Annotated in this window: 11 protein-coding genes and 1 tRNA gene; 5 read left to right on the top strand and 7 right to left on the bottom strand. The window is 68.0% G+C overall.

The features are described 5' to 3' along the window. Positions 1 to 11: 11 nt before the first annotated feature. Positions 12 to 257: a DUF1272 domain-containing protein gene (locus tag WS87_RS14950; protein ID WP_059820368.1), complete on the bottom strand. Its 246-nt coding sequence runs from the start codon at positions 255 to 257 to the stop codon at positions 12 to 14. A 156-nt stretch (positions 258 to 413) separates the two neighbouring features. Between WS87_RS14950 and WS87_RS14945 the strand changes: the two genes are divergently transcribed. Beyond that, complete coding sequence (locus WS87_RS14945; protein ID WP_059820367.1) at positions 414 to 761, top strand: GFA family protein; 348 nt, start codon at positions 414 to 416, stop codon at positions 759 to 761. A gap of 34 nt (positions 762 to 795) precedes the next feature. Here WS87_RS14945 and WS87_RS14940 read toward each other — a convergent pair whose 3' ends face one another. Next, positions 796 to 3,930 carry a transglycosylase domain-containing protein gene (locus tag WS87_RS14940; RefSeq protein WP_059820366.1) on the bottom strand — a complete coding sequence of 1,045 codons (3,135 nt, stop codon included), beginning with the start codon at positions 3,928 to 3,930 and terminating at the stop codon, positions 796 to 798. Positions 3,931 to 4,330: 400 nt separating this feature from the next. Here WS87_RS14940 and WS87_RS14935 point away from each other — a divergent pair, with 400 nt between their 5' ends. Continuing rightward, positions 4,331 to 4,723, top strand: a complete 393-nt coding sequence (locus WS87_RS14935; protein ID WP_059820365.1) for an MAPEG family protein — start codon at positions 4,331 to 4,333, stop codon at positions 4,721 to 4,723. Positions 4,724 to 5,043: 320 nt separating this feature from the next. Continuing rightward, positions 5,044 to 5,328 carry a PAAR domain-containing protein gene (locus WS87_RS14925; RefSeq protein ID WP_011657840.1) on the top strand — a complete coding sequence of 95 codons (285 nt, stop codon included), beginning with the start codon at positions 5,044 to 5,046 and terminating at the stop codon, positions 5,326 to 5,328. 10 nt (positions 5,329 to 5,338) lie between these two features. Here WS87_RS14925 and WS87_RS14920 read toward each other — a convergent pair whose 3' ends face one another. Together WS87_RS14920 and WS87_RS14915 are read right to left on the bottom strand one after the other, a co-directional pair. After that, positions 5,339 to 5,650, bottom strand: coding sequence for a cupin (locus WS87_RS14920; RefSeq protein WP_059528060.1), 312 nt, complete (start codon positions 5,648 to 5,650; stop codon positions 5,339 to 5,341). A 94-nt stretch (positions 5,651 to 5,744) separates the two neighbouring features. Then, the gene (locus WS87_RS14915) at positions 5,745 to 6,428 is read right to left on the bottom strand and encodes a DJ-1/PfpI family protein (protein WP_059820363.1); all 684 of its coding nucleotides are present in this window, start codon (positions 6,426 to 6,428) and stop codon (positions 5,745 to 5,747) included. 116 nt (positions 6,429 to 6,544) lie between these two features. On the opposite strand from WS87_RS14915, the gene WS87_RS14910 reads away from it, so the two are divergent. Together WS87_RS14910 and WS87_RS14905 are read left to right on the top strand one after the other, a co-directional pair. Then, positions 6,545 to 7,513, top strand: coding sequence for a GlxA family transcriptional regulator (locus tag WS87_RS14910; RefSeq protein WP_059820362.1), 969 nt, complete (start codon positions 6,545 to 6,547; stop codon positions 7,511 to 7,513). 199 nt (positions 7,514 to 7,712) lie between these two features. Continuing rightward, positions 7,713 to 8,687, top strand: a complete 975-nt coding sequence (locus tag WS87_RS14905) for a LysR family transcriptional regulator (RefSeq protein ID WP_059690628.1) — start codon at positions 7,713 to 7,715, stop codon at positions 8,685 to 8,687. A gap of 107 nt (positions 8,688 to 8,794) precedes the next feature. Here the strand turns inward: WS87_RS14905 and WS87_RS14900 are convergent. From WS87_RS14900 to WS87_RS14890, 3 genes are all read right to left on the bottom strand, one after another. Continuing rightward, positions 8,795 to 8,871 (bottom strand) — tRNA-Met (locus tag WS87_RS14900). 122 nt (positions 8,872 to 8,993) lie between these two features. Continuing rightward, positions 8,994 to 10,652 carry an MFS transporter gene (locus WS87_RS14895; RefSeq protein WP_059820361.1) on the bottom strand — a complete coding sequence of 553 codons (1,659 nt, stop codon included), beginning with the start codon at positions 10,650 to 10,652 and terminating at the stop codon, positions 8,994 to 8,996. 221 nt (positions 10,653 to 10,873) lie between these two features. Then, on the bottom strand, positions 10,874 to 12,427 hold the full coding sequence (locus tag WS87_RS14890) for a sensor histidine kinase (RefSeq protein WP_059820360.1): 1,554 nt from the start codon (positions 12,425 to 12,427) through the stop codon (positions 10,874 to 10,876). Positions 12,428 to 12,442: the final 15 nt, after the last annotated feature.

Raw genomic sequence — 12,442 nt, 5'->3', positions numbered from 1 at the left:
GGTGCGGGCCGTCAGTGGTTCGCGCAGCCGCCCGGCTTCAGCACGCGTTGCGTCGACGCCGGATATTTCGCGAGCAGGCTCGTCGGACGGCGCGGCCGCACCACCAGGTCGCCGCCGCAGTTCGGGCAGCGGCCCTTCAGCACGTCGTCCGCGCAGGTCGCGCAGAACGTGCATTCGAAGGTGCAGATGCGTGCGTCCGGCGAATCGGGCGGCAGGTCCTTGTCGCAGCATTCGCAGCCGGGGCGCAGTTCGAGCATGGTGGTTTTCCTCGTGGTCGGAGTGGGGTCGGGACAGGCGCCGCGGCACGTTGCGAGCGACGCGGGTGCGCGCTACTGTACTCGTTTGAGCCGACCCGGCCAACGGTGTCCCGCCGGGATGCCGTCGTCGCGCACGGGCCGCCCCGGGAGACGACCATGCTTTATCGTGGAAGCTGTCACTGCGGCGACGTGAAGTTCGAGGTGGAAGGCGACCTGCAGGGCGTGATGGCCTGCAACTGCTCGATCTGCCGACGCAAGGGCGCGCTGATGTGGTTCGTGCCGCGCGATCACATGAAGCTCCTCACGCCCGACGAACATCTCGCGACCTATACGTTCAACAAGCACGTGATCCGCCATCGCTTCTGCAAGCGCTGCGGGATTCATGCGTTCGGCGAGGGTACCCATCCGGACGGCACTGCGATGGCCGCGATCAACGTGCGATGCCTCGAGGATGTCGATATCGACGCGCTGCCGGTCACGCACTACGACGGCCGCTCGCACTGAGCGGCGCGTCGTCGCGTGAGCGCACGGGCCGTCGTCAGGACGGCTCGACCGGCGCGGCCTGCGGCGCCGGCGTTTCCGCCTGCGGCGCCGGCGTTTCCGCCTGCGGCGCCGGCGTTTCCGCCTGCGGCGCCGGGCCCGCCGTGATGGGACGCTCGATCAGCGGCGCGAGCGCCGGCGCCATCGACTTCAGCAACTGCACCGCCATTGCGCTCGTGAAGTCGTAGCGTGCCGCGTACGGCTCGTGCGCGGTCGCCGTCAGCACGCCGAAGAAGCGGTCGCCGAGCACGAACACGAACGTGCCGCTGCGATTGACCTTGCGCGACTCGATCAGCCGCGCGCCGCGCGCGTAGACGTTGAAGCGCTGGTCGCCCGTCCCGGTCTTGCCGTACACCTGGAGCGTCTTGCCGTCGGGCAGCGTGAAGCCGCCCGCGAGACGCCGCGCGGTGCCGTTGAGCACGACGTCGCGCAGCAGCGTGCGCGCCACGTCGACGATCTCCGGCGACAGCATCGGCTGCGGCTGCGCGGCCGCGCGCACGAAGCGCGTTTCGTACGGCGTGCCCTTCGCGAAGTCGAGGCGCGTGATCGTCTCGGTCGGCGCCTTCTGGCCGCCGTTCGCGATCAGGCCGATCAGTTTCGCGAGCGCGTCGGGCTGGTCGCCCGATGCGCCGATCGCGGCCGCGTATGACGGCGTGACTTCCGCGAACGGGTAGCCGAGCGCACGCCACGCTTTCGTGATCTCCCCGTACGCGCGCAGCTCGACCATGTGGCGAATGCGCCGGTCCTGGGTCGCGTGGTAGCGCGTCTTGTACAGCCACGAGTACGTGTAGAAGCGCGCATCGCGGCTGTCGCGCTGAACGTCGCCGAGCGGCGCGTTCGGATGGGCGCGCAGATAGTTGAGCGTCCACAGCGCGAGCGGGTGGACGCTCGCGATATAGCCGCGATCGTTGAGGTTGAACCGGTCGATCGCGTACTTCGCGTAGAGCGCGGCGAGATCGTCGTCCGACAGCGTCGCGGCCGGCGTGCCCTTCAGCTGCGCGCGCATCCGCGCGCTGAACCACGCGAGCGATTCGTTCGGCGCGACGCTGCGCAGCACCGTCGCGATCTTCGGCGGCGACTTGCGCACGTCCTGCAGCATCAGCGCGAGCGCGTCGTCGGGCGCCTTGCCCGCATAGCGCGTGTAGTAGCGCTTCACGTAGACCTTGCTTTCGCCGTCGACGAACTGCTCGAGGTAATGCTTGCGCTGCTCCGGATCGCCGAGCCACGACGACGACGGGCCGGCCGCCTGCAGCATCTCGTAATGGACGATGTCGCGCATCAGCCGCACGAACACGAGGTTGACCGAGTGCTCGAACGCCGCATGCAGTGTCAGGATGCGGCCGTTGTCCGACTTCTCGAAGTTCGAGAACACTTGCGCGCCGCCGCCCGTGTAGAACACGTCGGGGCTCGCCGAATACTTGCGTTCGACCGCCGCATCGAGCATCGCCTGCAGCGAGCGATCGCGCGTATGCGACAGGTAATCGAGCGCCCAGCGCGACAGTCCGTCGATCGGGTCGGGCTTCACCTTCGCGAGTTGCGCGTTCGACAGGTTGCCGTAGCGCGCGTGCAGGTCGGAGACGATCTGCAGGTAGGTGATCAGCGTGCGCAGCTTCGCGGTCGAGCCGAGGTTGATGCGGCCGCCGCGGTTCACGTCGAACGGCTGGTTCACGCTGTCGGTCTGCACGCGCAGCATGTTCGCGCCGTTGCGGTGCTCGTACAGCGTGAAGCTGTACGTGAGGTGCGACGGGTCGTCCTTCGGCGCGAGCATCTCGAAGCCGTACAGGCCGGCGGCCTGCGCGCCGTCGCGGGTCGACGCCCGCGCGAGCCGTTCGGCGACCGCCTGCTGCACGCCGTTGTCGAGCGTGCTGGTGGCTTCGAGGTCGAGCTGGTCGAGCTGGTACAGGTCGCTGATTCCGAGTGCCGACAGCAGCGACGCGCGCGCGGACGACACGGCCTTGCGCGACACGAACGACTGCACGTGCGCGGCGGCCGGCGGCGCGCTGCGCTCGATCTGCGCGGCGAGCGCCGCGTCGCGCAGCGCGGGCGAGATCACGCCGCCGGTCGACAGGAGCCGCAGGTAGCTGTCGGTCAGCTTCTGCAGCGCCGGATAGCCGCGATTCAGGAAGTACGACGGCGCGCGCTGCGCGATGATCAGCGACAGCACCTCGCGGAACGTCTTGCCCTGTTCGTCGACGTTGTCGCCGGTCGTCGGCGCGGACAGGATCCGGTTGACGTCGTTGAAGTCGCGGCCGTACCACGCGGCGAGACCGTCGCCGATGCCGGTGATTTCACCCACGTGCGGCCGCGCGGCGAGCGGCACCGAGTTCAGGTAGCGCACCAGGATCGCGCGCCGCGCGAGCATCGTCTGCGGGCCGTTCAGGTACGCGAGGACCGACGCGGACGCGATCTGCCGCAGCTTCTCCGGCGGCGTCGCGGTGCGGCCGTCGGGCGAATGGCGGAACTTCTCGATCTGCGTCGCGAGCGTGCTGCCGCCGGGACGCGCCTGATGATGGTTGACGACGTGCATCGCCTGGTCGGCGAGCGCGCGGCTGAAGCGTCCCCAGTCGATCGCGGGATTGCGGTTCGGCTGGTTCGCGTCGAGCAGGTAGCGATCCTCGATGAACAGCAACGAATCCGCGATCACGCGCGGCACCGTGTCGAAGTCGGCGTAGACGCGCTGCGGGAACACGGTCGCGAACAGCGGGGCGCCGGTCGAGTCGAACAGCATCAGCCCGGCCTGGTCTTTTTCTTCGTAAGGCAGGAACAGGCCGTGATCGGCGAGCGACAGCATTCGTTGCGAATCGCGCGCCTGCTTGCCGACGACGAAGCCGCGCGCGAGCAGATGCTGCTGGAACGCGGGAATCATCGCGTAGCCGAGGCGCTGGTCGTACGGCCCGTTGGCGGGGAAGCGGATGTGGTCGCTTGCGCCGGCCTCGACGGTGTAGCCGACGTCACGGGTGAGCTCGGACAGGTAGTGCGCCTGCAGGCGCGATGTCGCGATCTCGGTCATCACGAGTCGCGCGACGATCGCGATTGCGATCACCAGCGCGGCCAGCAAGGACCACTTGATCCACGTCCAGACCGAGGCACTACCGGTCACGCGCGGCAGGATGCGATTCAGCGGCCGATTCATGGCGGCGTCTCCCTGAAGGCGCAGGCTCCGGCCGCACCTCATTAAGGATTAGTGTAGTCCTCCGCAGCGGGCTGCCAAGGGCGGTTCACTACCGAGATGCGTCGACGCAACGCACATGCCTGTGATGTGCGGCAATGGGCGGTGCGATGCGGTGGCGCGTGTCGCCGTGGCGTAACGTTTGCGCGCACCGCCTGGCCGCAAGGAACGACGGCGCGTGGCGGCGCCGGCGGCTCACGCACCGGTCTTGTGCATTGCCTTATCGACGGCAAATCGGGTCCGATCCTGTCCGGATCCGTTGCCGGGGTGTGAAGACGCTACGGGTTTCCGCGATAGCCGGGTGCACCGGCCGCAGGTACGATCGCCGGATGTGCGGCGCATGTCCGCTTTCATCGGGGGTTGCATGTCGATTCATCCCGTCGCGCTCGTTTGCACGACGATCCTGGGGTTGCTGCTGTTCGGGCTCGGCCTGATCGTGTCCGTTGCGCGCTTCCGGCGCACCACCGGTTCCGGATGCGTGTCCGATCCGACCGACGGGTTGCACAAGATCGTGCGCGCGCACGGCAACACGGCCGAATACGCGCCGTTTCTCGCGGTGCTGTTTCTCTATTTCGGCGCACACGACCCGTCGCGCGCGATCGTCTCGTTGATCGTCGCGGCAACCGCGTGCCGCTGTCTGCTCGTGATCGGACTGCTCGCGTGGCCGACGATGGACAGGCCGAATCCCCTGCGTTTCATCGGCGCGCTCGGCACGTATCTGTGCGGCGCCGCGCTTTGCGTCGCGCTGTTCGTCTGAGCGCGTTGCCATCGCCATCGCCATCGCCGCTTCGCGGGATCGTGCCGGCGCACGGCTTCGACGAAGCAGTGAATCAGCCAGTCGCACGCGATCGCGATCATTCGCTCGCGTATCGAGTCGGCCTCCATGAAGTGCTTCGGCGTGCATGACATGGTGTCGGCGTACGACGACACCGTGAACGCCGCGCTGAACGACGTGCATTCGACGATCGGCCGCGCGGTGATATCCTCGCGAAACGCCCGCGACCGACGGGCGGATACCGACTGCCCGCGCGCGGCCCGATGCCGCGCTGCGCGGCGTTTCCGAGGGAGAGCCGAAGCATGAGCCGCAAATTCATCCTGAAGGGCGACACGACCGACCATGGCGGTGTCGTGCTCGACGGAATCGCCAATTCGTCGTTCGACGGCCGCGAACTCGCCTATCTCGGCGCGCCGGTGTTCTGCGCCGCGTGCAAGACCCAGGGCGTGATCGTGTCCGACGGCGGCGAGCGGACGATGACCGTGATGGGCAAGGTCGTCGCGCTCGAACACGACCTGTGCCAGTGCCTGTGCACGCCGCAGCCGAAGCTGATCCCGTCGCAGGGGACGGGCACCATCTCGGGCTGACGCCCCGTCGTCAGTCGCTGCCTTCGGTCTCGATCACGAGGATGCGCGCTTCGCCGAGCGGGTGCGCGACGTGTTCGGTGCCGATCGTCGCGTGGAAGACGTCTCCCGTCTCGAGCACCGTCGCGTGCTCGACACCTGCTGCGCGGTAGCGCATCTCGACACGGCCGTCGAGCACCGCGAAAACCTCCTCGCCGTCATTCACATGCCAGCGGTACGGCCGATCGGTCCAGTGCAGGCGGACCGTGATGCCGTTCAGGTTCGCGATGTCCAGCGCCCCCCACGGGCGTTGCGCGGTGAATGCGGTGCTGCGGATGATGTTCATCGATAGGTCCGGTCGGTCAATGCGAATGCTGCCGAGTTGGGCAGGCTGCGTGGCCGCGCGGCCCGCCTGCCCTTCGGTTTTCGTGTGCTTGTCTTCAGCGGGACATCGCGCGCAACGCCGCGTCGATCGTCTGCCTGCGCTTCTCCAGCCCTGCCGCCGAGCGCTCGGTCACGCGCTTCAGTACCGACGCCGGCGCCGTATCCGGCGAGCCCGCATCGAACGGCGGCGCGGGCGCGTATTCGAGCGCCAGCTGGATCGACTGCGCCTCTTCGTCGCCGACGAGTTCGGCGGCGATCGTCAACGCGAAGTCGATGCCGGCCGTTACGCCGCCGCCGGTGATCAGGTTGCCGTCGCGCACCACGCGCTCGCGCACGGGCACCGCCCCGAGCGGCGCGAGCAGCGAATGAAATGCCCAGTGCGTCGTCGCGCGGCGGCCGCGCAGCAGGCCGGCCACGCCGAGCAGCAGCGCACCCGTGCAGACCGACGTCACATAGCGCGCGGCGGCCGCGCGCTGCTGCACGAACGCGATCGTTTCGGCATCGAGCAGCAGGTCGTTGATGCCGATCCCTCCGGGCACGCAGATCACGTCGAGCGGCGGGCAATCGTCGAACGTGCAGGTCGGCGCGAGCGCCAGGCCGCTGCTCGACGTGACGGTGTCGCGCGATTTCCAGACCAGATGGACGGTCGCGTCGGGCAACGACGCGAGCACGTCGTGTGGGCCGGTGAGATCGAGTTGCTGGACGCCGGGAAACACGAGAAGGCCGATATGCAGGGTCATGCGAACGCTCCGAAGGGAAGGGGATGCGCCACGGCCGGCGCACGATGGACAGATCGATTCTAGGCGCGTAGTGTCTGGCGAAATTGCCATATCACCCACGTTTTCAGCCAATCGCCATGTCTGCCGCTCCGCGCTCGATCATCGTCCTCGCGTTTCCCCGTGCGCAGTTGCTCGACGTGACCGGGCCGCTGCAGGTGTTCGCATCCGTCAACGAACTCGCGCAGGAGCGCGGGCAGCCCGTGCCGTATGCGCCGCGTGTCGTCGCCGCGGAGGCGGGGCCGATCGAGACGTCCTCCGGCCTCGTGGTGATGGCCGATTCGCTGCGCTCGGCCGGGCGGCCCGATACGGTGATCGTGGCCGGCGGCAAGGGCGTGCACGCCGCTTCGCGGGATGCGCGGACGGTGCGCTGGGTGCGGCAGCAGGCGCAGCGCGCGCGACGTGTCGCGTCGGTCTGCACCGGTGCGTTCCTGCTCGCCGAGGCCGGCCTGCTCGACGGGCGGCGCGCGGTCACGCACTGGGCGCGCTGCGACGAATTCGCGGCGCGCTATCCGAACGTGCGCGTCGAGCCCGATCCGATCTTCATCCGCGAAGGCGCGTTGTGGACGTCGGCCGGCGTGACGGCCGGCATCGATCTCGCGCTCGCGCTGGTCGAGGAGGATCTCGGGCGGACGATCGCGCTCGACGCGGCGCGCGAACTCGTCGTGTTCCTGAAGCGGCCGGGCGGGCAGGCGCAGTTCAGCGCGATGTTGTCGATGCAACGTACCGACGACCGCTTCGGCGATCTCCATGCATGGATCGCCGAGCACCTGACGGCCGACCTGTCGGTGCCGGCGCTTGCCGAGCGCGTCAGCATGAGCGAGCGCAGCTTCGTGCGTCACTACCGCACGGGCACCGGCCGCACGCCCGCGCGCGCGGTCGAGCAGATTCGCGTCGAGGCCGCGCAGCGTCTGCTCGGCGAAACCGCGTGGCCCGTCAAGCGGATCGCCACGCGGTGCGGCTTCGGCTCGGAGGAGACGCTGCGGCGCAGTTTCGTGCGCGTGCTCGGCGTGTCGCCGCAGGGCTATCGCGAGCGGTTCGTGCGGTAACGTGCCGGTGAGCGGTGAGCGCGCCGCGCATGGCGACCGGGGATGGGGTCGTCGCGTCTGGAACTGCACGGATCCGCATCACTTTCCAGTCCGAAACGCTGAGACTATTCAAAAGCGGCAAACAATAGGCGGGGGCTTGTGCCGCGCGGGTTGCGCGCTCTATTCTGTTCCGTTGGCGATTCGAAGGGGGGGGCGCAGCATGGACCGCATTCAGGCAATGGAAGTTTTCACCCGCGTGGTCGACGCGAACAGCTTCACGCGTGCGGCCGACACGCTCGCGATGCCGCGCGCATCGGTGACGACCATCATCCAGAATCTCGAGGCGCTGCTCGGCGTGCGTCTGATGCACCGGACGACGCGCCGGCTGTCGCTGACGCCGGAGGGCGCCGCGTATTACGAGCATTGCATGAAGATCATCTCGGAGATCGCGGAAGCCGACGCGAGTTTCCAGACCGGCAACCGCAAGCCGAGCGGCGTGCTGCGCGTCCACATGCCGAGTTCGCTCGGGCGGCGCGTCGTGTTGCCGGCGCTGTCGATCTTCCGGCAGCGCTATCCGGACATGACGCTCGACCTCGGCTTGTCGGACCGTTACGTGGATCCGGTCGAGGAGGGCATCGACTGCATGATCCGGGTCGGGCCGCTCGAGGATTCGTCGATGGTCGCGCGGCGGATCGGGATGCTCAAGCGCGTGACCTGCGCGTCGCCCGACTATCTCGCGCGCCACGGCGAGCCGCAGGAGATCGCCGACCTGGCCGACCATCATGCAGTGAATTTCCGCGCGAGCCACGGTGCACGGGCGATTCCGTGGGTGTTCATGATCGAGGGCAAGCCGGTCGAAGTGCGGATGAACGGCAGTGTCACCGTCAACGATTCGGATGCGTACGTGACGTGCGGGCTCGAAGGGTTCGGGATGATCCAGCCGACGCTGTTTATGGTGCTGCCGCACCTGCGCGACGGCTCGCTGGTCGAGGTGCTGCCCGACTGCAATCCGAAGCCCAAGCCGATCTCGATCGTGTATCCGCACAACCGGCATCTGTCGCAGAAGGTGCGCGTGTTCGCGGACTGGATCGCGGAGCTGTTCGAGTCGACGCCGGCGCTGGAGGGCGGGGAGAACTGGCGGGGGAAGGTGCGGGCGGAGGTGCCCGACGCGCAGCGCGGGGCGGTGGTGGCGTAACGCGCGGGACGCACGCCTGATGGACAGGCGGTGCGCGAATCCGCGCCCGCCCGGATGAAGCAATGAAAAAAGCCGCTGATCCTTGCGGAACAGCGGCTTTTTGCATTTGGTGGCGAATCAGGGACTCGAACCCCGGACCTGCGGATTATGATTCCGTCGCTCTAACCGACTGAGCTAATTCGCCGAAGACTTGAATTATGTAGATGTGCCGCAGGGCTGTCAACACCTTTTTTCATTTTCCTGAAAAAAGGTGCCGGCGGCCGGCGCCGGCACGGGTTGCGGGCGGGGTGCCGCCCGCGCCCGACCTCAATCCTGCGCGTAGATGTTCGAGTTCTTCGTGTCCTTGACGAACAGCAGACCGATTACGAACGTGGCCAGCGCGATCACGATCGGATACCAGAGCCCCGAATAGATGTCGCCCTTCGCCGCGACGATCGCGAACGCGGTCGCCGGCAGGAAGCCGCCGAACCAGCCGTTGCCGATGTGATACGGCAGCGACATCGACGTGTAGCGGATGCGTGTCGGGAACATCTCGACCAGCATCGCCGCGATCGGGCCGTAGACCATCGTCACGTAGATCACGAGGATCGTCAGGATCACGATCGTCATCGGCCAGTTGAGCTGCGACGGGTCGGCCTTCGCCGGGTAGCCGGCCGCCTTCAGCGTCGACGCGAGCGTCTTGTCGAACGCCGCGCCCTGCGCCTTCGCGTCGGCCGCCTTGCCGTCATACGCGGGGATCACCGTATCGCCGACCTTGATCTGCGCGGTCGCGCCAGCCGGCGCCGCGACGTTCTCGTAGTTCAGGCCGGCCTTCGCGAGCGCGCTCTTCACGATGTCGCACGAGCTCGTGAACTTCGACGTGCCCACCGGGTTGAACTGGAACGAGCAGGTGGCCGGATCGGCGAGGACCGTGATCGGCGCCTTCTGCGTCGCGAGTTCGAGCTGCGGGTTCGCGTAGTGCGTGAGCGCCTTGAACAGCGGGAAGTAGGTGAGCGCCGCGATCAGGCAGCCCGCGAGGATGATCGGCTTGCGGCCGATCTTGTCCGACAGCGACCCGAAGAACAGGAAGAACGGCGTGCCGATCAGGAGCGCGATCGCGATCAGAATGTTCGCGCTGGCACCGTCGACCTTCAGCGTCTGCGTGAGGAAGAACAGGGCGTAGAACTGGCCCGTGTACCACACGACGGCCTGGCCGGCGGTCAGGCCGACGAGCGCGAGGATCACGATCTTCAGGTTCTTCCACTGGCCGAACGCTTCGGTCAGCGGCGCCTTCGACGTCTTGCCTTCCGCTTTGATGCGCAGGAACACCGGCGATTCGTTCAGCTGCAACCGGATCCACACCGACACCGCGAGCAGCAGGATCGACGCGACGAACGGCACGCGCCAGCCCCAGTTGCCGAACGCTTCCTCGCCGATGAACGTGCGCACGCCGAGGATCACGAGCAGCGACAGGAACAGGCCGAGCGTCGCGGTCGTCTGGATCCATGCAGTATAGAAGCCGCGACGGTTCGCCGGCGCATGCTCGGCGACGTAGGTCGCCGCACCGCCGTACTCGCCGCCGAGCGCGAGGCCCTGCAGCAGCCGCATCGCGATGAAGATCACCGGCGCCGCGATGCCGATCGATGTGTAGCCGGGCAGGAAGCCGACCACGAAGGTCGAGATGCCCATGATCACGATCGTCACGAGGAACGTGTGCTTGCGGCCGACGAGGTCGCCGAGCCGGCCGAACACGATCGCGCCGAACGGACGCACGGCGAAGCCCGCTGCGAAGCCGAGCAGCGTGAAGATGAATGCGGCGGTCGGATTGACCCCGGAGAAGAAGCTCTTGCTGATGTAGGCCGCGAGTGATCCGGCCAGATAAAAGTCGTACCACTCGAACACGGTGCCGAGCGACGACGCGAAGATCACCTTCTTCTCTTCGCCCGTCATCGGCGAGTGCGAAATTTGCTCGCCTAACGTTGCCATGAATCGTCTCCAAGTCCCTTGATATAGATATGCGGCCGCCTTGGGTGGGCGGGCCTGTCGACGATTATTGGCACGGAAACTTACGGCGCACTGACTCGCGGGCACAAAACGACTGCGCGTTAACCCGCGCCGAATCGGTCGTTTCGCGCTCCGATCGTGTCGCAATCGGGGGTAAAGCGCCGGTTTCGATGCGATCGCGGCGCGGTACGGACCCGCGCGTATCAGGATTGATCCGGCGCGGTGTCCGACAGCGGCAGGCTGATGCGCACGAGCGTGCCCGCGAGGCGCGGTGCGCTTTGGTATACGTGATCGTCGAGCGTCAGCGTGCCGCCGTGCTGGGCGGCGATCTCGCGTACGATCGCGAGCCCGAGGCCGCTGCCGTCGCCTTCGCGGCCGAGGATCCGGTAGAAGCGTTCGACCACGCGGTCGCGTTCCGCGGCCGGGATGCCGGGCCCGGTGTCCTCGACTTCAAGATGCACGCGCCGCGCCGCACGCTCGGCCCGCACGCGCACGGTGATGCGGCCGCCTTCGGGCGTGTAGCGGATGGCGTTGTCGACCAGGTTGCCGAGCATCTCGCGCAGCATCACGGGATTGCCGTCGACCTCGAGCGGCGCGTCGTCCTCCGGGCCTTCGTAGCCGAGGTCCATGCGTTTCGCGAGCGCGGCCTGCACCCAGTCGCGCACCGTGCGGCGTGCAAGCGCGGCGATCTCGACCGGCTCGAACGTCAGCCCGCTCGCGCGGTTCTCGGCGCGCGCGAGCGCGAGCAGTTGCGTGACGAGCCGCGCGGCCTGCTCGGAACTCGTCGCGATCTGTTCGAGCGACCGCTGCACGTCGGGCGGCACGGGGTGGCGCAGCGCGAACTCGGCCTGCGTGCGCAGCCCCGCGAGCGGCGTCTTCATCTGGTGCGCGGCGTCGGCGATGAAGCGCTTCTGCAGCGCCATGTTCTGTTCGAGGCGCGCGAGCAGGTCGTTGAACGACGTGACGAGCGGCTCGATCTCGGGCGGCGCGCGCTGCGCCTCGACGGGCGACAGGTCGTCGGGACGCCGTGCGCGGATGTGCGCCTGCAGCGCGTTGAGCGGCGCGAGCCCGCGCGACAGCCCGAACCAGACGAGCAGGATCGCGAGCGGCAGGATCACGAACTGCGGCAGGATCACGCCCTTGATGATGTCGTTCGCGAGCGCGTTGCGCTTGTCGAGCGTCTCGCCGACCTGCACGAGCACGGGCTGCGTGCTGTTCGACTCGGGCAGCGCGACAGTCGTATACGCGACGCGCACGTCGTTGCCGCGCAGCAGGTCGTCGCGGAACACGACGACGCCCGGTGGCGGGCGGTCCTCGTCGCGCGGCAGCGGCATGTCGGCCTCGCCCGCGACCAGCTCGCCGCGCGTGCCGAGCACCTGGAAGTACACGCTGTCGACGTTGTCCGCGCGCAGGAAGTCGCGCGTCTGCTGCGGCAGCGTCAGCTCGGCGACGCCGTTGACCGGATGGATCTGCCGCGCGAGCACGTACGCGTTGGTCTCGAGCGCGCGGTCGAACGGGCCGTTCGCGATCGTCTTCGCGACGAGATAGGTGACGGCGATGCTCATCGGCCACAGCAGCAGGAGCGGCGCGAGCATCCAGTCGAGGATTTCGCCGAACAGCGAGCGCGGCCGCGCGGCCTCGGGCGTGTCGGTTTCGTCGGGCGGCGCAAACGGGTTCTCGTAGCGCGCGTCGCGCGCGGCGTCGGCGGCGGACGGTTGATCGCCGGTCGGATGGCGGGGGTGGGCCGGCGTGGCCATCGCGGCGACGGCCGG

This window comes from Burkholderia sp. MSMB0856 (assembly GCF_001524645.2).
Taxonomy (GTDB): Bacteria; Pseudomonadota; Gammaproteobacteria; order Burkholderiales; family Burkholderiaceae; genus Burkholderia; species Burkholderia diffusa.
The sequence above is the reverse complement of the archived record's forward strand: the minus strand, read 5'-3'. Positions and strand labels throughout refer to the sequence as shown.

Bases quoted from the DNA above. Each gene is read 5' to 3' on its own strand.
- WS87_RS14950 (WP_059820368.1), bottom strand. From the start codon at position 257: ATGCTCGAACTGCGCCCCGGCTGCGAATGCTGCGACAAGGACCTGCCG.
- WS87_RS14945 (WP_059820367.1), top strand. From the start codon at position 414: ATGCTTTATCGTGGAAGCTGTCACTGCGGCGACGTGAAGTTCGAGGTG.
- WS87_RS14940 (WP_059820366.1), bottom strand. From the start codon at position 3,930: ATGAATCGGCCGCTGAATCGCATCCTGCCGCGCGTGACCGGTAGTGCC.
- WS87_RS14935 (WP_059820365.1), top strand. From the start codon at position 4,331: ATGTCGATTCATCCCGTCGCGCTCGTTTGCACGACGATCCTGGGGTTG.
- WS87_RS14925 (WP_011657840.1), top strand. From the start codon at position 5,044: ATGAGCCGCAAATTCATCCTGAAGGGCGACACGACCGACCATGGCGGT.
- WS87_RS14920 (WP_059528060.1), bottom strand. From the start codon at position 5,650: ATGAACATCATCCGCAGCACCGCATTCACCGCGCAACGCCCGTGGGGG.
- WS87_RS14915 (WP_059820363.1), bottom strand. From the start codon at position 6,428: ATGACCCTGCATATCGGCCTTCTCGTGTTTCCCGGCGTCCAGCAACTC.
- WS87_RS14910 (WP_059820362.1), top strand. From the start codon at position 6,545: ATGTCTGCCGCTCCGCGCTCGATCATCGTCCTCGCGTTTCCCCGTGCG.
- WS87_RS14905 (WP_059690628.1), top strand. From the start codon at position 7,713: ATGGACCGCATTCAGGCAATGGAAGTTTTCACCCGCGTGGTCGACGCG.
- WS87_RS14895 (WP_059820361.1), bottom strand. From the start codon at position 10,652: ATGGCAACGTTAGGCGAGCAAATTTCGCACTCGCCGATGACGGGCGAA.
- WS87_RS14890 (WP_059820360.1), bottom strand. From the start codon at position 12,427: ATGGCCACGCCGGCCCACCCCCGCCATCCGACCGGCGATCAACCGTCC.